16 protein-coding genes, 1 pseudogene and 1 riboswitch are annotated in these 19,376 nt (G+C 60.1%); of the genes and pseudogenes, 13 read left to right on the top strand and 4 right to left on the bottom strand.

Going from position 1 to position 19,376, the window contains the following annotated elements; genetic code table 11:
• Nucleotides 1-174: 174 nt before the first annotated feature.
• From FE240_RS11840 to FE240_RS11810, 7 genes are all read left to right on the top strand, one after another.
• Nucleotides 175-1,200: an amino acid ABC transporter substrate-binding protein gene (locus tag FE240_RS11840; RefSeq protein WP_193001156.1), complete on the top strand. Its 1,026-nt coding sequence runs from the start codon at nucleotides 175-177 to the stop codon at nucleotides 1,198-1,200.
• A 56-nt stretch (nucleotides 1,201-1,256) separates the two neighbouring features.
• Complete coding sequence (locus FE240_RS11835; protein ID WP_226798799.1) at nucleotides 1,257-2,441, top strand: amino acid ABC transporter permease; 1,185 nt, start codon at nucleotides 1,257-1,259, stop codon at nucleotides 2,439-2,441.
• Nucleotides 2,442-2,450: 9 nt separating this feature from the next.
• On the top strand, nucleotides 2,451-3,545 hold the full coding sequence (locus FE240_RS11830; protein WP_193001154.1) for an amino acid ABC transporter permease: 1,095 nt from the start codon (nucleotides 2,451-2,453) through the stop codon (nucleotides 3,543-3,545).
• A gap of 12 nt (nucleotides 3,546-3,557) precedes the next feature.
• The gene (locus FE240_RS11825; RefSeq protein WP_193001152.1) at nucleotides 3,558-4,304 is read left to right on the top strand and encodes an amino acid ABC transporter ATP-binding protein; all 747 of its coding nucleotides are present in this window, start codon (nucleotides 3,558-3,560) and stop codon (nucleotides 4,302-4,304) included.
• Nucleotides 4,305-4,365: 61 nt separating this feature from the next.
• Nucleotides 4,366-4,860 carry an NUDIX hydrolase YfcD gene (gene yfcD, locus FE240_RS11820; protein WP_193001150.1) on the top strand — a complete coding sequence of 165 codons (495 nt, stop codon included), beginning with the start codon at nucleotides 4,366-4,368 and terminating at the stop codon, nucleotides 4,858-4,860.
• Between the two features lie 74 nt (nucleotides 4,861-4,934).
• The gene (locus FE240_RS11815) at nucleotides 4,935-5,408 is read left to right on the top strand and encodes a peroxiredoxin (RefSeq protein WP_193001148.1); all 474 of its coding nucleotides are present in this window, start codon (nucleotides 4,935-4,937) and stop codon (nucleotides 5,406-5,408) included.
• 94 nt (nucleotides 5,409-5,502) lie between these two features.
• Entirely contained in the window at nucleotides 5,503-6,468 is a 966-nt protein-coding gene (locus FE240_RS11810) for a calcium/sodium antiporter (RefSeq protein WP_193001146.1), read from the top strand.
• Between the two features lie 63 nt (nucleotides 6,469-6,531).
• Here the strand turns inward: FE240_RS11810 and FE240_RS11805 are convergent, their stop codons facing one another.
• Nucleotides 6,532-7,683: a type III PLP-dependent enzyme gene (locus tag FE240_RS11805; RefSeq protein ID WP_193001144.1), complete on the bottom strand. Its 1,152-nt coding sequence runs from the start codon at nucleotides 7,681-7,683 to the stop codon at nucleotides 6,532-6,534.
• Nucleotides 7,684-8,119: 436 nt separating this feature from the next.
• Nucleotides 8,120-8,223: riboswitch (glycine riboswitch) on the top strand.
• Between the two features lie 105 nt (nucleotides 8,224-8,328).
• Here FE240_RS11805 and FE240_RS11800 point away from each other — a divergent pair.
• The gene (locus FE240_RS11800) at nucleotides 8,329-9,702 is read left to right on the top strand and encodes an alanine/glycine:cation symporter family protein (RefSeq protein WP_193001143.1); all 1,374 of its coding nucleotides are present in this window, start codon (nucleotides 8,329-8,331) and stop codon (nucleotides 9,700-9,702) included.
• Between the two features lie 66 nt (nucleotides 9,703-9,768).
• Here FE240_RS11800 and FE240_RS11795 read toward each other — a convergent pair.
• Nucleotides 9,769-10,447 (bottom strand): annotated as a pseudogene (locus FE240_RS11795) (lipoyl protein ligase domain-containing protein).
• A gap of 89 nt (nucleotides 10,448-10,536) precedes the next feature.
• Here FE240_RS11795 and FE240_RS11790 point away from each other — a divergent pair.
• Nucleotides 10,537-11,652: a GGDEF domain-containing protein gene (locus FE240_RS11790; protein WP_193001141.1), complete on the top strand. Its 1,116-nt coding sequence runs from the start codon at nucleotides 10,537-10,539 to the stop codon at nucleotides 11,650-11,652.
• 1 nt (nucleotide 11,653) lies between these two features.
• Here the strand turns inward: FE240_RS11790 and FE240_RS11785 are convergent, their stop codons facing one another.
• Together FE240_RS11785 and FE240_RS11780 are read right to left on the bottom strand one after the other, a co-directional pair.
• A complete protein-coding gene (locus FE240_RS11785; protein WP_193001139.1) occupies nucleotides 11,654-11,902 on the bottom strand; it encodes a YciN family protein in 249 nt (82 codons plus the stop codon).
• A gap of 72 nt (nucleotides 11,903-11,974) precedes the next feature.
• Nucleotides 11,975-13,354 (bottom strand): MATE family efflux transporter, encoded by a 1,380-nt coding sequence (locus tag FE240_RS11780; RefSeq protein ID WP_193001137.1) that lies wholly within the window; start codon nucleotides 13,352-13,354, stop codon nucleotides 11,975-11,977.
• A gap of 116 nt (nucleotides 13,355-13,470) precedes the next feature.
• Here FE240_RS11780 and FE240_RS11775 point away from each other — a divergent pair, with 116 nt between their 5' ends.
• The 4 genes from FE240_RS11775 (at nucleotide 13,471) to FE240_RS11760 (ending at nucleotide 19,018) form a co-directional block, all read left to right on the top strand.
• Nucleotides 13,471-14,349, top strand: coding sequence for a helix-turn-helix transcriptional regulator (locus tag FE240_RS11775; protein ID WP_226798797.1), 879 nt, complete (start codon nucleotides 13,471-13,473; stop codon nucleotides 14,347-14,349).
• Between the two features lie 33 nt (nucleotides 14,350-14,382).
• On the top strand, nucleotides 14,383-16,077 hold the full coding sequence (locus FE240_RS11770) for an NAD-dependent malic enzyme (RefSeq protein WP_193001135.1): 1,695 nt from the start codon (nucleotides 14,383-14,385) through the stop codon (nucleotides 16,075-16,077).
• 573 nt (nucleotides 16,078-16,650) lie between these two features.
• Nucleotides 16,651-17,976, top strand: coding sequence for a maltoporin (locus FE240_RS11765; RefSeq protein ID WP_042048101.1), 1,326 nt, complete (start codon nucleotides 16,651-16,653; stop codon nucleotides 17,974-17,976).
• A 79-nt stretch (nucleotides 17,977-18,055) separates the two neighbouring features.
• A complete protein-coding gene (locus FE240_RS11760) occupies nucleotides 18,056-19,018 on the top strand; it encodes a MalM family protein (protein ID WP_193001133.1) in 963 nt (320 codons plus the stop codon).
• The last annotated feature ends 358 nt before the right edge of the window (nucleotides 19,019-19,376 follow it).

The following is a 19,376-nucleotide window of genomic DNA, read 5'->3' as shown; positions in this document are numbered from 1 at the left end:
GGGGGCGCACGATGATTGTCACCATCCCTGCCCACTCAGTGGTTTTTTGTGCTGTTGCACCATGTTTGGGCTTGTTTGCACCGATTGACAGGTTTTTTGTCCGCTGGATATGGTGCAAATCGTTGGTGGAAGAGGTTCTTCCAGTATTTTCATCTAACGGGTGAGGTGTAAAACATGACAAGGATGTGGAATGCAGGGATCGCTGCGCTACTGGCATTGACCAGCGCCGGCAAGGTATGGGCCGCTGAAAGCACCCTCGATTCGGTCAAGAAGAAGGGGTTCGTGCAGTGCGGGGTCAGCGATGGCCTGCCCGGCTTCTCCAACCCCGATGCCAAGGGCGTGTGGCAGGGGATGGATGTGGATGTTTGCCGCGCCGTTGCTGCCGCCGTGCTGGGGGATGCGGGCAAGGTGAAATATGTCTCCCTCACCGCCAAGGAGCGCTTCACTGCCCTTCAGTCCGGTGAGGTGGACATCCTTTCACGCAACACCACCTGGACCCTGACCCGTGACGCCTCCCTCGGGCTGACTTTCGTCGGCACCGCCTACTACGATGGTCAGGGTTTCCTGGTCAACAAGTCGCTCGGGGTGAAGAGTGCCAAGGAGCTCGATGGGGCGGCCATCTGTATCCAGTCTGGCACCACCACCGAGCTCAACGTCGCCGACTACTTCCGGGCTAATGGCGGCATGAAGTACACCCCCGTGGTGTTCGACACCTCGGATCAGACCGTCAAGGGGTTTGAATCGGGGCGCTGCGATGTGCTCACCTCGGATCAGTCCCAGCTCTACGCCCTCAAGGTCAAGCTCTCCAAACCCGAGGAGGCCATGGTACTGCCGGAAGTGATCTCGAAAGAGCCGCTGGGGCCGGCCGTACGCCAAGGGGACGATCAGTGGTTCAAGATAGTGCGCTGGACCCTGTTCGCCATGCTCAACGCCGAGGAGGCGGGGCTGACCTCGACCAATGTGGACGGCATGCTCAAGTCAGACAACCCGGACGTGCGCCGTCTGTTGGGGCTGGAAGAGCCCAAGGGGAGCGTGCTGGGGCTCGATGACAAGTGGGCCTACCACATCATCAAGCAGGTCGGCAGCTATGGCGAAGTGTTCGATCGCAACGTCGGCAGCGGCTCGCCCTTGAAGATCGACCGCGGCATTAACGCGCTGTGGAATAAGGGCGGCTTCATGTACGCCCCCCCCGTCCGCTGATCTCCCATGGCCGGGGTTGCCCCGGCCATCTTCTCACCGTAATCGGAGTGGGTTCCATGATGTCAAGAACCACATCCTCGCAAGGGCCGGCCCACTGGTGGAATGATGCCCGCTGGCGTGCCCTGCTGTTTCAATTGATCGCCATCGCCGCTGTGGTTGGTGTGCTCGTCTACATAGTGCACAACGCCCTGAGTAACCTGGAGGCGCGCGGCATCACCACCGGGTTTGCCTTTTTGCACAACACGGCAGGCTTTGGCATTTTGCAGAGCCTCATCCCCTACAGCGAGACCGATAGCTTCGGTCGCACCTTCGTGGTCGGGCTGCTCAATACCTTGCTGGTTTCGTTGCTCGGTATTGTGCTGGCGACCTTGCTCGGCTTTGCCATCGGCGTGATGCGCCTGTCCAACCACTGGTTGCTGTCGCGCCTCGCTGCCCTCTATATCGAGACGTTTCGCAACATTCCGCTGTTGTTGCAGATCTTCTTCTGGTACTTCTCGGTGCTGCGAGCCCTGCCATCGCCGCGCGAGAGCCTCTCGATCGGCGACGGGGTGTTTCTCAACGTGCGCGGCCTCTACCTACCCAGCCCTGAGTGGGAGGCCGGCGCCGGCTGGATTGCGCTGGCCCTGCTGCTGGCGCTGGCGTTGTGCTGGGGGGTTAGCCGTTATGCCCGCCGCCGTCAGGCGCTCACCGGCAGAGCGTTCCCGCTGTGGCGCTCTTATCTGGCGCTGCTGGTGCTGCTGCCGGGGATCGCGGCCCTTGCCACCGGTCTGCCGATGCACTGGAGCCTGCCTGAGCTGCGCGGCTTTAACTTCCACGGTGGGGTAACCGTGCTGCCCGAGTTGGCTGCGCTGCTCACCGCGCTGACCATCTACACCGCCGCTTTTATCGCTGAGACGGTGCGCTCGGGGATCCTCGCCATTGGGCACGGGCAGAGCGAGGCGGCCCATGCGCTGGGCCTCTCTAACTTGCAGACCTTGCGTCTGGTGATCATCCCGCAGGCGATGCGGGTCATAGTCCCGCCGTTGACCAGCCAATACCTGAACCTGACCAAGAACTCGTCGCTGGCCACCGCCATCGGTTACCCGGATCTGGTCTCGGTCTTCATGGGCACCACCCTCAACCAGACTGGTCAGGCGATCGAAGTGATCGCCATGACCATGGCGGTCTATCTCACCATCAGTATTGGTACCTCGATCCTGATGAACCTGTACAACCGCAAGATAGCGCTGGTCGAGCGTTAAGGAGTCACTATGGCAATCTATGAGCTGCAACCGACCCTGCCGCCGCCTTGCCAGCGCAGCGGTGTCCTTGGCTGGCTGCGCCACCGGCTGTTCCCTAACTGGTGGAGTGCTCTGCTCACCTTGGCGCTGCTCTATCTGTTGCTGCCGCCCTTGTGGCATTTCTTGCAGTGGGCCCTGCTCTCGGCCACCTGGCAAGGAGAGAGCCGGGCTGCGTGCAGCAGCGAGGGGGCCTGCTGGGCCTTCATCGGCCATCGCTTGAACCAGTTTATCTATGGCTTCTACCCGCCCGAACTCTATTGGCGGATCAATCTGGTGTTTGCCCTGCTGGCTTCGCTGATTGCCGGGCTGCTCTTGCCGCGCCTGCCTGGCAAGGGGCGGCTTGGTCTCTTTGCCCTGCTCGGCTTCCCGCCGCTGGCCTGGTGGCTCATTCACGGCGGCGCCGGGCTTGAGGTGGTGTCAACCAACCTCTGGGGCGGCCTGATGCTGACTCTGGTGCTGGCCCTCACCGGCATGGTGTTCGCCTTGCCGCTAGGGGTGCTACTGGCTCTGGGGCGCCGCTCCAAGATGCCGGTCATCGCCGCGTTTTCCGTGGTCTATATCGAGTTCTGGCGGGCGGTGCCGCTTATTACTGTGCTGTTCATGGCCTCGGTCATGCTGCCCCTTTTCGTCACCACAGGCGTTGAGATCGACAAGCTGCTACGGGCCATGATCGGCATCATCTTGTTCCAGTCGGCCTACATGGCCGAGGTGGTGCGCGGTGGTTTGCAGGCGGTGCCCAAGGGGCAATACGAGGCTGGGGCGGCTCTGGGGTTTAACTACTGGAGAGCGATGGGACTGATCGTGTTGCCGCAGGCGCTGAAAATCGCCATCCCCTCGATCGTCAACACCTTCATTTCCCTGTTTAAAGACACCAGTCTGGTGCTCATCATCGGCCTGTTCGATCTGCTGGCCATCTCCAAGGTGGCGCTGGCCGATCCGGCTTGGCTTGGGTTCTCCACCGAGGCCTATTTGTTCGTCGGCCTGGTGTTTTGGATATTTTGTTTCGGCATGTCGCGCTACTCCATCCATCTGGAAGGCAAGCTGCACACAGGCCACAAGCGTTAGGAGAGAAGTGACATGGATGCCCATCAGGTAGTGGTAGAGCTTAAGGATGTGAACAAGTGGTACGGCGAGTTCCATGTGCTGCGCAACATCAATCTGCAAGTCAGCCGGGGGGAGAAGATCGTCATCTGCGGCCCCTCGGGCTCGGGCAAGTCGACCATGATCCGCTGCATCAACCGGCTCGAGGAGCACCAGCGCGGCGACATCATCGTCAAGGGCACGCCGCTGACCTCGGATCTCAAGCAGATCGAGCAGGTGCGGCGCAGCGTCGGCATGGTGTTTCAGCACTTCAACCTGTTTCCCCACCTCACCGTGCTGGAGAACTGCTGCCTGGCCCCAATCTGGGTACAGCAGCGGCCGCGCAAAGAGGCCGAGGCGCTGGCGATGAAGTTTCTCGAGCGGGTACGCATTCCGGATCAGGCCCTCAAGTACCCGGGGCAGCTCTCCGGCGGGCAGCAGCAGCGGGTGGCGATTGCCCGCAGTCTCTGCATGAACCCGGAGGTGATGCTGTTTGACGAGCCGACCTCGGCGCTCGACCCTGAGATGGTGCGCGAGGTGCTCGATGTGATGGTCGAGCTGGCCCAAGAGGGGATGACCATGCTCTGCGTGACCCATGAGATGGGCTTTGCCAAGGAGGTGGCGGATCGGGTCATCTTCATGGATCGCGGCCAGATCGTGGAGGAGAACGAGCCCGGCGCCTTTTTCGGTCATCCCCAGTCGGAGCGTACCCGCGCCTTTCTCTCCCAGATCCTGGCCCACTGAGGGGTGGCGTTTGCCCTCGAGCCTCTTATACTGTCGCCCTTGCTAGAGCAAAGGAGCAGGCATGGAACTGGTCGATGTGGTAGACGAGAAGAACCAGGCGGTGGGCATCGCACCCCGTGACGAGGTGCGCAGAGACAACCTGGCCCACCGGGCCACCTACATCCTGGTGCGGCGCGGTGATGGCCGTGTGGTGGTGCAGCGGCGAACCCTCAGCAAGGATTTCTGCCCCGGCATGCTCGATGCCTGCTGTGGCGGCGTGGTGAGCGCCGGCGAGCAGTACGACGAGAGCGCGCTGCGTGAGCTGGGCGAAGAGCTTGGCATCGTCGGCGTGCCGCTCGAGGGGTTTGGCACCTTCCACGCCAAGGGGGAGAACTACCATGTCTGGGGTGGCCTCTACCTGTGCACCTATGACGGTGCACTGACCTTGCAGGCGGAGGAGGTGGCGGCCGTGCTCGAGCTGACCCTAGATGAGATCGCCGAGCGCGCCGCCGAGTTCACTCCCGATTCTCTCATCGCCATCGAGGCGCTGCGCCAGCGCGGCGCTTTTTCTCGATAACCCCAGGCCTTGGCCGGTGTTATCACACTGTCAGAGCCGCTATTCTAGCGACTTTACCCGCAAAGGAGCCTGCCATGATCAGCGAAGGAAGCACACTGCCCGACCACGAATTTACCTTCATCACCCCGGAGGGGAAGGTAACGCGCAGCAGCCGCGATCTGTTTGGCGGCAAGCGTATCGTGCTGTTTGCCGTGCCCGGCGCCTTTACCCCCACCTGCTCCAATGCCCATCTGCCTGGCTATGTGGTCAAAGCCGACGAGTTCGCCGCCTGCGGGGTGGACGGACTGTGCTGCCTGTCGGTCAACGATGCCTTCGTGATGCGCGCCTGGCAGCGGGAGCAGAACGCCGAGGCGATCACCATGCTGGCAGATGGAGATGGTTGTTTCGTGACCAAGTTGGGGCTTGGCAAAGAGACCGGGGCATTTGGCGGTCTGCGTGCCCAGCGCTTTGCCTTGATCGCCGACGATGGGGTGGTGACCCGGCTACGAGTCGAGGCGCCGGGTCAGTTCGAGGTCTCCGACGCCGAGAGTCTGCTTGCCCTGCTGTAAATTCATCGCCGACGGTTTACACTGGCGAACGTTTCGGGCCTGCCTGCGTGCAGGCCCGCCTGTTTCTCTATCCGTTTTGTGAGAGGATCTGCCCATGACGCTTCCCCTGCTGGCCATCCTGGTCGGACTGGCGCTGTTGGTCTGGAGTGCTGACAAGTTTGTTGACGGAGCGGCCGCCACCGCCCGCTATGCGGGGATGCCGCCGCTGCTCATCGGCATGGTGATCATCGGCTTTGGCACCTCGGCCCCTGAGATGGTGGTGTCGGCGCTGGCCGCTTCCCAGGGTAATCCGGGATTGGCGCTCGGCAATGCTTACGGCTCCAACATCACCAACATCGCGCTGATCCTCGGCCTCACCGCCCTGCTCAGCCCCATTGCCGTCGCCTCTCAGGTAGTGCGCAAAGAGATCCCCTTGCTGCTGGGTATCACTCTGCTCTCCGGCGCCCTGCTCATCGACGGGAATCTGGGTCAGGGAGATGCGCTGATCCTGCTGGTGGTCTTCTTCCTCCTGATGGGGTGGTCGATCTGGCAGGGGATGCGCGGGCGGGGGGATGCCCTCGATACCGAGATGCAAGACGACCTCGACGCAGAGGGGATGAGCCTGAAATCGGCCCTGTTCTGGCTGGTGCTGGGCCTGGTGCTGCTGGTAGGGGCCTCGCGCCTGCTGGTGTGGGGCGCCGTCGAGGTGGCGCACGGGCTCGGCATCAGCGATCTGGTCATCGGCCTGACCATAGTGGCCATCGGCACCTCGCTGCCGGAGCTTGCCTCCTCACTGATGGCCATCCGGAAGAAGGAACATGATCTGGCCCTTGGCAACGTGCTGGGCTCCAACGTCTTCAATACCTTGGCTGTGGTCGGCATCGCCGCCGGCATCCACCCGCTCGACGTCGATCCGCTGGTGCTCTCGCGCGACTGGAGTGTGATGATGGCACTGACGCTGGTGCTGCTGATCATGTGTGTCGCCCGCAAAGGGCAGGGGCGCATCAACCGCCTCGAGGGGGGGCTGCTGTTGGTCTCGTTCTTTGCCTATACCGGCTGGCTGCTGGCGAGCCAGTTCTGAGATCACAGGTAGCGAAAAGGGGAGCCGAGGCTCCCCTTTTTCATGGCGTGATGGTGTGGTTTCTCAGGCCACTGCGGTCAGCTTCTTACCCAGTTGGCTTGAGTCGATCACCAGGATGTCGGCCTTGGGGAAGAAGTTGAAGGTCGAGGCGGAGGCCCAGGTGTAGGCGCCCATGACGCGCCCCACCACCAGATCGCCGATCTCCAGCTCCGGCAGAACGATGTCATCACGGATGACGTCCACGCTGTCGCAGGTCGGGCCGGCCAGCACGCTGCGGTGCGGCTCGCCGTCGGCATAGGGCACGCTCACCGGGTAGGTGACATGGTCATACAGTTGGCCGTTGTAGCTGCCATAGAGACCGTCATCCAGGTAGTACCACAGCTTGTCGCCACGATGGGCCTTGCCCATGACACTGGCCACCGAGGTCATGGCCGGCGCCGAGATGAAACGGCCCGGCTCGGCGATGCGCTGCACTGTGGCGGGCAGCTTGGCTAGCGCTTCACGGATCGGGGCGCAGAAGGCGTCGATGTCGAGATCGCCCCCCTCATAATCGACCGGGAAGCCGCCACCGATATCCAGCACCCAGGGTTTGAGACCCAGCTCCCACGCCTGCTCGAGGATCTCGCGGCAGGCGTCGATGGCCTGCACGTGGCGCTTGGCGTTGGGCACCTGGGAGCCGACGTGGAACGACAATCCCATGACCTTGAGACCCTTGGCCTGGGCCAGTTGCATCAGGGGCAGGGCCTGCTCCGGGGTGCAACCGAACTTCTTGGAGAGATCGACCTTGGTCTCGGGATTGGGGAAGCTCACCCGCAGCAGCAGCTTCACTTCGTCCTTGTAGGGCAGGAACTTGTCGAGCTCCCACGGGTTGTCATACACGAACACGGTGCAGCCGTACTCCAGGGCGTGGCAGATATCGCCGTCACGCTTGATGGGGTGGGTATGGATGCAGCGACCGGGGCGGACTCCCTGGCTTTTGACCAGATCCACTTCGCCATTGGTGGCCAGATCGAAACAGGCTCCCTCTTCCTTGAGCACCTCAACCAGCGCCGGGTGGGGCAGGGGTTTGAGGGCATAATGCAGACGCACATCGGGGAGGGCGGCGGCCAGAGCCCGGTATTGCTTGCGGACGGCGGCCTTGTCGAGGAGTAGCAGGGGAGAGCCGTGTTGTTCAACCAGTTGGCGGTAATCCAGAGCCAGAGAGGTCTCGTTCATTGTCGTGTGATCATCCTTAGGGGGCGTGGGCCCAGTCCTGTGACAGTGAACCGGCGGCGGCCGGCTCAGGCGAAGGGTCAAGAGTGACCCGAACTAAGGCCTCCCATGAGGTGCTTAGTTATGCGCGTGATTATCGGCAGATTGCGCATTTGTGCAACAGTGGTGACTGGATATGTTGGCGAGTATTTCTGTTCGAGACGAAAGGGGAATCTGCTGTTGTCATATCTGGGCCGGATCGGCGCTGGTTGATGCTGCTGACCTACCATATAGGGGGAGAAAAAATCGAGCCGATGCGGGACAGATCACACTTTTTTTATTACCATAGCCCGGCCTAATCCAAATTTAGTTCGGATGAAGGTGGCAGGAGAGCGATGGGGAACCATCCACCGAAGAAGTGAATCTTTCAGGTACCGGGCAACCGGTGTGGACTGCCACTGGACGATACTCTGGAGAGACCCGTTGAATCGGGCGCCGAAGGAGCAAGGCTACCGACCCGTGCGGTAGCCGGAAACTCTCAGGCAAAAGGACAGAGGGGATGGGATGGTTGTACCCGGGCTTATGCCCTTCGCATCGCCTCTGCGATCGTATTGCTATTGGGAAGATCATCCTTCTCCTCCTTAACTAGCTGTATTTTAAGGAGGATGCATGTCATCAATTCAATCGGCCTTACAGGCCATCGACAACTTCATCTGGGGCCCGCCCCTGCTCATGCTGCTGGTCGGTACCGGCATCTACCTCACTTTCCGCCTCGGGTTGTTGCAGATAGTGCGCCTGCCGCAGGCGTTGCGTCTGGTGTTCGGTCGCGATCAGGGACACGGCAAAGAGGGCGATGTCTCGAGCTTCGGTGCCTTGTGTACCGCGCTGTCGGCCACCATCGGCACCGGCAACATTGTCGGGGTTGCCACTGCCATCAAGCTCGGTGGCCCTGGCGCCCTGTTCTGGATGTGGATGGCTGCCCTGTTCGGCATGGCCACCAAGTACGCCGAGTGCCTGCTGGCGGTCAAATACCGGGTTACTGACGCCAATGGTCAGATGGCCGGCGGCCCCATGTACTACCTCGAACGTGGACTGGGCTCCAAACCGCTGGCCAAGCTGTTTGCCCTGTTTGGTATCGGGGTAGCTTTCTTTGGTATCGGGACTTTTCCCCAGGTCAACGCCATCAGCGACGCCATGAGCCTCTCCTTCTCGGTGCCGCGTGAGGCCACAGCCGTGGTGCTGACCTTGTTGGTGGCCATGGTTACCCTGGGGGGCATCCACTCCATCTCCAGCGTGTCGAGCAAGATAGTGCCCTTCATGGCGCTCTTTTACATCGTCTCCTGCCTTGGGGTGCTGATCGCCAACGCCGCGGCACTGCCGCAGGCGGCCGCCCTGGTGGTCACCTCCGCTTTCAGCGGTCAGGCGGCGACCGGCGGGTTTGTCGGCGCGGGCATCATGCTGGCGATCCAGTCCGGGGTGGCGCGTGGTGTGTTTTCGAACGAATCTGGTTTGGGTTCAGCCCCCATCGCGGCGGCGGCGGCCAAGACCGATTCGTGTGTCGAGCAGGGACTGGTCTCCATGACCGGCACCTTTTTTGACACCATCATCATCTGCACCATGACCGGTCTCACCCTGGTGGTGACCGGGGTGTGGAGCGGCGATCTGAGCGGCGCGGCCATGACCAGTGCCGCCTTTGCCCAGGGGCTCAATCCCCACGTCGGCCAGTATCTGGTGAGCATCGGGCTGCTCTTTTTTGCCTTCACCACCATCCTCGGCTGGAACTACTATGGTGAGCGCTGCGCCGAGTACCTGTTCGGGGTCAAGGCCATCAAGCCTTATCGCCTCATCTTCCTGGTGCTGGTGGCGTGCGGCGCCTTCCTGCACTTGGACATGATTTGGCTGCTGGCCGACATCGTCAACGGCCTGATGGCGATCCCTAACCTCATCGGCCTCATCGGTTTGCGCCATGTGGTGCTGGCTGAAACCCGTGCCTTCTTTGCCAGTGCATCGCAGGAGCAGGAGACGCAGACACAGACTGCGTGATAGCAGGGGTAGGTAAAGTCGCGAGCCCGGCCAGTGCCGGGCTCGCTTGTTTCTGCCGTGGTGTGATTAAGCGAGTTCGCTGAGTAGGGTGGTGCGACAGCGCTCGATCAGCGCCGCTTCGCTCCCTTGCCAACCGAGTTGGGCCGCCACCGTGGTGGAGGTGCCGGGCTGGAAGCGAGTCGGGCTGCCGGCCAGCTCATAGAAGCGGCTCGCCATCTCGGTGCCGAGATCCATGTCGCCGTCGACCATCACCATAGCGTGGGCGAGGACGGCCCCTGCATGTATGCCAGAGGGCCGTGCCGGTGATCTTGAGCCCGCCCACCACCAGGTTGTAGCGGCCGTCACAAAACGATCCCGGTACCGGGCCGTAGTGCGCATCGAGGCCGAGCCGGCCCAATGTCGTCAGCAGTGGGGCTCCGAGACGCTGGTAGTAGTAATCAGGCGCGGCACCGGGGATGACGGGCAAGAACAGGGAGAGGTTGAGGATGCCGGGGCCAGCCGGTACCGCCGTGCCGCCGCTGTCGCGCACATGCACGGGCCAGCCGAGGGCAGCAAGGGCCTGGCAGGCCGCGTCATAGTGGGGCAGCCGGGTATCCTTGCGGGTGACGATCAGGGCGCGGGTCTGGCGCCAGAGTCGGGCGGTGGGTTGCCCATCGCCGGCCACGCTGCGCAGCCACCGCAGCTCGGCGGCATGGCCTTCAGTTGGGGATACGGCGATGGGGTCATCCACCAGCCTGAGGGGCAGTCGATCGGTCGGGTGTGGCATAAGACGCATGATTATCAGGGATGCTGCCAGTAGAATGAAGGCTCGCAAGCAAGAAAGGAAGGTGCCTGGTGCTGAAACTGTCCGAGATCTGGAGTGCGGCCTGTCACTCCCAAGACTTCACCATGACTCGGGTCGAGTTCATGACGGTGCGCTTTCGCTGGCTGGCGGCATTGTTGATGCTCGGCATCCCTGCTTGGTCGCTGATCGACTGGTTGACGCTGGATGCGGCCCTGCACGCCTTCTTACTCAAGGCGCGCATGACCACCTTCCTGGCCCTCTCACCGCTCATCCCTTTCTCATTTTTTATCGACTACCGGCTTGGCCGTATGCGGGTAGCCCTGTTCTACCTGATGGGGGTGATGCTCGCCTTCGCCCTGGCGTGCATGGTAGCGCTCGGTAACCCGGCCGAGCTACAGGTGGGTTACACCGCCTTTCCCTATCTGATGATCAGCTTGTTTGCGGTGTTCCCTCTGACTCTGATGATGGGATTGCTCATCTCCCTGCTCATCTTCGTGAGCCTGCTCGGCGGTCGCTGCTTGCTGCTCGGCCAGCCGTTATTTGGCATGGAGACCCTCAACCAGCTCTGGCTGCTCGGCATGTTCACCTTGGCCGCCGCCTGGGTGCAGTGCGGCCAGCTCAACATGCTGCTGCGCCTCTATCGTGAGTCGACCACGGATGAACTGACCGGCATGATGAACCGCCGCTTGCTGATGAAGAAGATCAGCCAACTCTGCGAGGAGGAGGGCTGTGAGGGGTGGACCCTGATGCTGATCGATCTCGATCGCTTCAAGCGGGTCAACGATGAGTTCGGCCATCTGGCCGGTGATGCGGTACTACACACGGTGGCCACGACCCTGGCCGAGCAGTTGGAGCAGGCCCAGGTGCTGGGACGCTACGGCGGGGAGGAGTTTGTCATTCTGCTGCGTCACGAGGGGGGTCGGGAGGAGGCGCGGCGACTGGCCGAGCGGCTGCGGCTCTCGGTGGAGGCGCGCCAGGTCAAGAGCCCGACAACCGAGACCCTGATCGAGGTGACGGTCAGCATTGGTGTGGCCATGGGGCGCAAGGGGGATTCGGCGCAGAGCCTGATTGGGCGGGCCGACGAGAGCCTCTACCAGGCCAAGATCGACGGGCGCAACTGCGTGGTGGTGGAGCCGCCACCGGCTTCGGTGCCGATGGCGGGCTGAGTCAGACCAGTTGGTACTTGTCTGATAGCTGGTGGGCCAGGTACTTAAACATATTGAACACGGCCATGGTCTTACCGGTCGGGGTGCCATCGTCGGCCAAGAAGTACTCTCCCTTGAACACCAGCACATCGCCGCGTTGTTCGACGGCGTCGGCCTGCATGCCATGGATGAAATCCTCGTGCTCGCGGATCATCCGGTTGGCCATGGTGAGCAGCTCTTCCTGGCTGATGGGTGCTCTTTCTGAACGCATAGAACTCTCCTCATGTATCAAGCTGGCGCATGATAACCGACCCTGCGTCGCGATGCATTGATGTGACGCAGATCACTCGAGGATCAGGTTACGCAGCCAGCGGCGGCGGCCGATGCGCTGTAGCACCAAGATGGCCTTGCTCACCTCCTCCAGCAGTACCACGGCCACCACGGCCGGCAGCGACCAACCCAGCAGCACCACCGCCAGCGTCGCCAGCGGCAGACCGATGCACCACATGCTGATGATGTCGACCAGTATGGTGTAGTTGATGTCCCCGCCGGCGCGCAGTACCCCGACGATCCCTACCATATTGAACACCTTGATGAGCATACCGAGGCAGAGGATGGCGAGCACTTCGCTGGCCTGGCTGCTCAGCTCGGCGGGCAGGTTGCCTACCCAGGCCAGCAGCGGTGCCTGCATCACCCAGACACACAGCCCGATCAGCAGCGCCCCAAGCGGAGCCAGCAGCAGAAATAGCTGGGATTGCTGCCAGGCCTCTTCATAGCGCTCGGCGCCCAGGTTGTGGCCGAGCAGGGTGGAGCAGGCGACGGCTAAGCCAAAGAACAGGGAGATGAGGATCCCCTCCAGCGCCCCCAGCGTGGTCATGATGGCCAGCTCATCCACCCCGAGCCGGGCGTAGAGAAAGCCATAGAGCATCATGCCGAAGGCCCACAAGCCGTCATGCACCAGCAGCGGCAAGGCGATGAAGCCGAAGCGGCGCATCTCGCGGCGCTGCATGGCCGCGAGCCAGTCCGGCAGGCGTGGCCACAGGCGGGCCTCACAGCGCAGCAAATAGCCGAGCAATAGCGCGCTTTGCAGCAGGCGGGCCAGTACTGTGCCCCAGGCAGAGCCAGCCACCCCCAGCTCCGGGCAACCTAGGTTGCCGAAGATAAGGGCATAGTTAAACAGCACGTTGGCCAGAATGGTGACCAGGCCAATGCGGGTCGGGGCGGCAGCATTGCCGACCGAGCGCAACGCCGCTTCAAGCGGGATCACCAGCGCTGTGCAGAGCAGGGAGGGGCCGGTGATACGCAGAAAGTGATCGGCCAGTGGGCGCAGCACGGCGTCGTCGGTGGCCAGTGCCATCACCTGACCGGGCGCCAAGGTGTAGAGCAGGACAAAGGGCAGCGAAACCAGCAGGGAGCCGGCCAGCGCCAGCGCCAAGGCGCGGCGAACCCCGGCCAGATCGCCGCGGCCGAAGTATTGGGCTGCCAGCACCGATACCCCGCCACACAAGCCGGCGATCACCAGCAGGTTAAAAAAGAAGACCCGGTTACCCAACCCCACCGCCGCCACCTCGGTGGCGCCGAGTTGACTCACCATCATGATATCGATGAGGCCGAGCAGGGAAAACATCATAGATTGCAGCGACACCGGTAGTGCGAGCTGCCACAGCCGCTGCATGAAGTCGCGGTCTTGAGTTTGTTTTAAAATTGCCTTCCATTGAATCATTGCTGCCAACCGGATCAGAAAAATCAACATCTATGCCGGATATGATAAGGAAAGTTGGCTCGTCTGTGCTGTGGCAGACTATCCACTTGGTTGTGCAAAACTAGCAAGGAGTGACGATGGAACGGTTTGCAAATGAGTGCCTCGAGATTGCACCAGGCTGCCTGGAGCGAATGGTGGGGCGCGAGGGCGTGCCGCTGCTGGGGGAGACCGGTATCTTCTTGACCGGCTTGTCGACCCTGCGCGATCACTATCTCATCCGGCGCAACCGACCTGATTTTCACATCCTGCTGATGAGCCACAACGAGGGGGGGCTCCTGCTGCTGCCGGGACAGGAGCGAGCGATCCCTGCGGGTTCGTTGGTGTTTCTACCCGCCGGTTGTGCGGGGGGCTTTGCCCTGGCGCGAGACGGTTGGCAGATAAGCTGGGTGCTGCTCGACGATGTACCGCGCTGGCGCCATTTACATCGCGTGGGCCGCCAATTGCACCCAAGCGGCGAGGTGCAGCCTCTTTATCATTTGCTGGAGTTGCTGCACGGGGAGTCAGCGCGCTCCCCTCTGCTGCTAGATCTGCTGACCCTGTTGGTGGCGCTGGTGGAGCGGGCGCTGCAAGGGGAGGGGAGAGAGGCCTCAAGGTTGAAGCTGCAAGCCCTGTTTCGTGAGATAGAAACGCGCCTCGGCGAGCCGTGGAGTGTGGCCAGTATGGCGGCGCTGCTTCCCTGCTCGCCGGCGCACCTGCACCGGCTCTGCCGGCAGTGGCTCGGTTGCGGCCCCATGACCCAGTTGACCCGGCTGCGGATGGAGAAAGCCAAGCAGTGGCTGCTCTACACCGACTGGCCGCTGAGCGAGCTGGCGGCCCGGCTTGGCTACAGTGACGATGCCAACTTTGCCAATCGCTTCCGCCGCCACAGCGGCATGGCGCCAGGCGCTTTTCGCCAGCATGGACGGCTGCCTGTGGGGAGCTCGGCAGGATTTGATATTGCAGGAGGAACTCCCTAGTATCGGCTGGCAACCACACGAAGGTGAACAGCCATGTTTGAAGATAATAATCAGAAACGTCCTCTCTATATTCCCTATGCCGGTCCGGCCCTGCTAGAAACCCCTCTGCTCAACAAGGGGAGTGCCTTCACCGCCGAAGAGCGGGCCTCGTTCAACCTCGAAGGGCTGTTGCCCAACAACATCGAGACCATTGAGGAGCAGGCCGAGCGCGCCTACCGCCAGTTCCAGGCGTTTGGCAATGACATGGACCGCCATATCTACCTGCGCAACATTCAGGATACTAACGAGACCCTCTTCTACCGTCTGCTGCAAAACCACCTCAAAGAGATGATGCCCATCATCTACACCCCGACCGTGGGGCAGGCGTGCCAGGAGTTCTCCAACATCTATCGCCGCGCCCGCGGTCTGTTCATCTCTTACCCGGATCGGGATCGCATCGACGATATGCTGCAAAACGCCACCAAGCAGAACGTCAAGGTGATCGTGGTCACCGACGGTGAGCGGATCCTGGGCCTTGGCGATCAGGGGATCGGTGGCATGGGGATCCCCATCGGCAAGCTCTCCCTCTATACCGCCTGCGGTGGGATTTCGCCGGCCTACTGCCTGCCGGTGGTGCTGGATGTGGGCACCAACAATCAGCAGATGCTAAACGATCCCTTCTACATGGGCTGGCGCAATCCGCGCATCGCCGGCGATGAGTATGCCGAGTTCGTCGATGCCTTCATCCAGGCGGTCAAGCGGCGCTGGCCCGATGTGCTGCTGCAATTTGAAGATTTTGCCCAAGGCAACGCCATGCCGCTGCTTAACCGCTACAAAGATGAGCTGTGCTGCTTCAACGACGATATTCAAGGCACTGCCGCCGTGACTCTTGGCAGTCTTATTGCCGCCTGCAAGGCATCGGGGGCCAAGCTCTCGGAGAAGCGGGTTGCCTTCCTCGGCGCCGGCAGCGCCGGGTGTGGCATCGCCGAGCAGATCGTGGCCCAGATGAAGGCCGAGGGGCTCACCGATGCCCAGGCGCGCGCCCGGGTCTTCATGGTGGACCGATTCGGCCTGATCACCGATAAGATCCCGAACCAGCTCGAGTTCCAGCGCCGCCTCTCCCAGCCGGTTGAGCGGGTGGCCGACTGGCCGGTGGGGGACAACATCTCTTTGAAGGAGGTGATGGAGCACGGTCACCCGGACATCCTCATCGGTGTGTCCGGCCAACCTGGGCTGTTTACCGAAGAGGTGATCCGCACCATGCACAAGCACTGTGCCCGCCCCATCGTCTTCCCGCTCTCCAACCCGACCTCCCGGGTTGAGGCGACCCCGGCCGACATCCTGCGCTGGACCGATGGCCAGGCGCTGGTGGCCACCGGCAGCCCGTTTGCGCCGGTCGATGTGAAGGGCAAGCTCTACCCCATCGCCCAGTGCAATAACTCCTACATCTTCCCCGGCATTGGCCTCGGGGTGCTGGCGAGTGGCGCCAAGCGGGTGACCGACGCCATGCTGATGTCGGCAAGCCGCGCCTTGGCAGAGTGTTCGCCGCTGGTACTGGGTAGTGGTGATTCGCTGCTGCCGGATCTGGGGGATATCGAGGCGGTGTCGCGTCATATCGCCAAGATGGTGGCCAAGACCGCCATGTTGCAGGGCAAGGCAGTACAGACCCCGGATGAGGTGATCGATCGCGCCATCGAGGCGAACTTCTGGCGCCCGGAATATCGCCGCTACCGGCGTACTTCATTCTGACCCAGGCAGAGGTGGGTCATTATAGAGAAGGGCGATACACATAGGGGGGCTTCAAGCCCCCCTAAAAAATGGTTTGAGAGTTGTGTCAGGTGCTCGCAGGGCAAGTACAAAAGTGGAGTATTAACTCTGATAATTTATCTGTTTGATGATGGAATTATCAGACGACATCATGGTCTTACTAGTAGTTATTCTTTCTTTCCTGAAAATATCTCCCACTTATAGAAAGCGCTTTCAGTCATGTTTTCACTATTTAAACAGGCTGTATTCAGTTTATTTTTGTGGAGAAATAACCACTGATATCGCTTTCATGTGGTTATGTTTTTATTAAAGCAATAACTATTGAGTGTAAGTTAGCGTGGAAACCGGTTTCCTTTGGTTTTGCTTTGCATTTATTTCTGTCGGAAGCGTTTGTCATCGTTTTGTGAATTGCCTCATAGTTTATTCCTTTTGCCACTTCTTATAATCCCTCTCGGTTATCGTCCTCACTATTTTCAGACTCGTGAAAATAGTAAGGATTCGATAGTTACCAGTTTTCAGGAACACACATCCACAACGGGAAAAAAGGAACTAAACATGAACGCAAAGTGGCTCCCGATTGCAGCAGCAGTGACCGCTGCTCTGGCTTCCGCCTCTGTCTCCGCCGTTGATTTCCACGGCTACTTCCGCTCCGGCGTCGGCGTTTCCGGCGACGGCGATATGCAGACCAACCTCGGTGGTGGCGATGGTAAGAAGAAAGTAGGCCGTCTCGGTAACGAGAAAGACACCTACGGTGAAATCCAGCTGGGTCAGGAAGTATTTAACAAGGACAACAAGTCTTTCTACGTTGATTCCATGGTTGCCATGACCTCCAACGGCTCCAACGACTGGGAATCCACTGAGTCTAAGTTCCGCTGCACTGGTGCTGATGGTGTTGTTGCCAACTGTGAGAACAAAGAAGACTCCACCTTTGCTCTGCGTCAGTTCAACGTACAGGCCAAGAACCTGTTCGGTGGCAACGAAACTCTGTGGGCCGGTAAGCGCTTCTACCAACGTCACGACATCCACATCTCCGACTTCTACTACTGGAACATCTCCGGTGCCGGTGCCGGTATCGAGAACATTCAGGCTGGTCCGGGCAAGCTCTCCCTCGCGTGGGTACGTAACGACCGTAGCGGTACTAATGATGGTTGGAACTTCAACGACGACCTCAACGTCAATACTCTGGACTTGCGCTATGCCGGTATCCCGCTGTGGCAAGATGCCTCCCTTGAGCTGGGCGTAGACTACGCCATCGTTAACGCCACCGATGCTCAAAAAGACTCTTCTAACACCAATTATGACGACGCTAAGAACGGTGTGATGCTGACCGCCGAGCTGACTGCCGGTGTGCTGGGTGGCTTCAACAAGACCGTGTTGCAGTATGGTACCGAAGGTTACTCCAAGACCATGGCTTTCTATGGTGACGGCTCCTGGTACGGTGCTGAAGCTAAGAGCGGTGCCGATGGCTTCCGTATCATCAACTGGGGCGTGATCCCGATGGGTGGTAAGGTTGAAATGGGTCACCAGCTGGTCTACGGCGTAGGTAACGAAATGTGGGATGGTAACGACAAGTGGGAAGCTATCTCTGCTGTCGTTCGTCCGATGTACAAGTGGGATGACTACAACAAGACCATCTTTGAAGGTGGTTACTTCCAGGACAAGAACAAGTCCACCAGTGGTGCTAGCCAGAAGGATAGCGGCTATAAGCTGACCCTGGCTCAAGCTTGGTCTGCTGGCTCCAGCTTCTGGGCCCGTCCGGAAATCCGTGTGTTTGCTTCCTATGTGGCGGCTGATGATACTGATATGAGTGGTAAGCCGTTTGATGGCAATACCTCCAAGGACAACTGGAACTTCGGTGTTCAAGCTGAAGCTTGGTGGTAAGTTCCGCTTGAGTTAAGTTGATAACTGCCCCCTAATGGGGGCAGTTTTGTTTCCTCTGATGATTCGATAGGGAGTAGGGATGAAGTTGGTAAACGGATCCTTGGCGGCCTTAGTGGCTGTCGCTTTGTCTGGTTGTGTGAACATAGGCGTACCGCTGCAGGAGTATGCCGGAGCCCTGGATCAGAGCCAATCCGCCAAGCAGTCACTGGCTGCGGTACAGAGCTGCTGCGCCTCGCTGGCCGAGCTTAAGTACCAGCCCTTGCCCGAAGGTAGCTCGGTGCTGACTATAGATGGCGCCTCCCAGGCGTTTCGCTTCGAGGAGGGGATGAGCTACCTCGGTGCCTACCGTCTGCCAGAGAACACGGGGGATCTGATCATCAAAGTAGCGGCCCAGGTCGGCAAGAGTGTGCTGGTACCCCAAGTGTTGATGCTCGATAGTAACCATGAAGTGACCCGGGTGCTCGGTAAGTCGGTGTTTACCTACCAACCGGCCCACCTGATGGACAACGATCGCATTGAAGGCACCATCTATGTGAGCCGTAATGCCGTAAAGCAAGAAGCTTATATGGTGATTTATACGCCAGCAGCCGAACTCTCCGGGGCGACGACAGTACTGCATCCGGCCAAGGCGTTTGCCCGTGCGAACGGTAACCAGGAGCCGGATATTCCCGATCCCGTTATTCCCCACTCCGCCTGGGGGGTGCTCGCGGTGGATGTAAAAGATCGCGCCAAGGAACAAGGGTTGGATAATGTCTTTAAGACCGAATACAGCGATAAGATAGCCTTAAGCCAGGGGGTTCAACCTTCGGTGACGACGACTGCCGCCGTTGCTAGTGGCACCACCGTGGCGGCCGCCACTCGCCCGCAGCCGGCCCCCGCCATGCTGAGCGAGACCGAGACCTTCTATCAGGCTCAGATCGAGAAAGCGGTGCAGGACGGTAACATAGAGAAGGCGATGAAGCTGGTGGAGGAGGCGCAACGTGCCGGTTCAACCAGAGCCAAACAAACGTTCGTCGACGCAATCAAGCGTTCACAGAAATAAGCATTCCATCGTTTGATGAAAAGACTCCTGCTTTGGCAGGGGTTTTTTTTATTCTCACCAAAGTTACACTTTGTTACCTTTTGCATTGTTTTGGTGCTACGGCAATACAGTTTGTGACTAATCTTGTTGTGCAGCTTTGATATAGTTATTTTGGACGTTATTAGCTTTATTTTTATATATTTATCTGCTTAGTTAATTCCTGTGATCTCCCCTCCAAATTCATTCTTTCATTCATATAAAGTACAGAAAGTTTGTCTTCAAGAAGTTATATTTAGCCTGGCCAATAGAATTAGCCCAGCATGAAGACCGAATCGCTCGTATTGCAACCGGTTGAATCACAGCTGGTCTCATATGAATT

It is taken from the genome of Aeromonas simiae (genome assembly GCF_014892695.1).
In the GTDB taxonomy this organism is placed as follows: Bacteria; Pseudomonadota; Gammaproteobacteria; order Enterobacterales; family Aeromonadaceae; genus Aeromonas; species Aeromonas simiae.
The sequence above is the reverse complement of the archived record's forward strand: the minus strand, read 5'-3'. Positions and strand labels throughout refer to the sequence as shown.

What these genes read in the sequence shown, in the direction of transcription:
- FE240_RS11840 (WP_193001156.1), top strand. Translation starts at nt 175, where the DNA reads ATGACAAGGATGTGGAATGCAGGGATCGCTGCGCTACTGGCATTGACC.
- FE240_RS11835 (WP_226798799.1), top strand. Translation starts at nt 1,257, where the DNA reads ATGATGTCAAGAACCACATCCTCGCAAGGGCCGGCCCACTGGTGGAAT.
- FE240_RS11830 (WP_193001154.1), top strand. Translation starts at nt 2,451, where the DNA reads ATGGCAATCTATGAGCTGCAACCGACCCTGCCGCCGCCTTGCCAGCGC.
- FE240_RS11825 (WP_193001152.1), top strand. Translation starts at nt 3,558, where the DNA reads ATGGATGCCCATCAGGTAGTGGTAGAGCTTAAGGATGTGAACAAGTGG.
- yfcD (WP_193001150.1), top strand. Translation starts at nt 4,366, where the DNA reads ATGGAACTGGTCGATGTGGTAGACGAGAAGAACCAGGCGGTGGGCATC.
- FE240_RS11815 (WP_193001148.1), top strand. Translation starts at nt 4,935, where the DNA reads ATGATCAGCGAAGGAAGCACACTGCCCGACCACGAATTTACCTTCATC.
- FE240_RS11810 (WP_193001146.1), top strand. Translation starts at nt 5,503, where the DNA reads ATGACGCTTCCCCTGCTGGCCATCCTGGTCGGACTGGCGCTGTTGGTC.
- FE240_RS11805 (WP_193001144.1), bottom strand. Translation starts at nt 7,683, where the DNA reads ATGAACGAGACCTCTCTGGCTCTGGATTACCGCCAACTGGTTGAACAA.
- FE240_RS11800 (WP_193001143.1), top strand. Translation starts at nt 8,329, where the DNA reads ATGTCATCAATTCAATCGGCCTTACAGGCCATCGACAACTTCATCTGG.
- FE240_RS11785 (WP_193001139.1), bottom strand. Translation starts at nt 11,902, where the DNA reads ATGCGTTCAGAAAGAGCACCCATCAGCCAGGAAGAGCTGCTCACCATG.
- FE240_RS11780 (WP_193001137.1), bottom strand. Translation starts at nt 13,354, where the DNA reads ATGATTCAATGGAAGGCAATTTTAAAACAAACTCAAGACCGCGACTTC.
- FE240_RS11775 (WP_226798797.1), top strand. Translation starts at nt 13,471, where the DNA reads ATGGAACGGTTTGCAAATGAGTGCCTCGAGATTGCACCAGGCTGCCTG.
- FE240_RS11770 (WP_193001135.1), top strand. Translation starts at nt 14,383, where the DNA reads ATGTTTGAAGATAATAATCAGAAACGTCCTCTCTATATTCCCTATGCC.
- FE240_RS11765 (WP_042048101.1), top strand. Translation starts at nt 16,651, where the DNA reads ATGAACGCAAAGTGGCTCCCGATTGCAGCAGCAGTGACCGCTGCTCTG.
- FE240_RS11760 (WP_193001133.1), top strand. Translation starts at nt 18,056, where the DNA reads ATGAAGTTGGTAAACGGATCCTTGGCGGCCTTAGTGGCTGTCGCTTTG.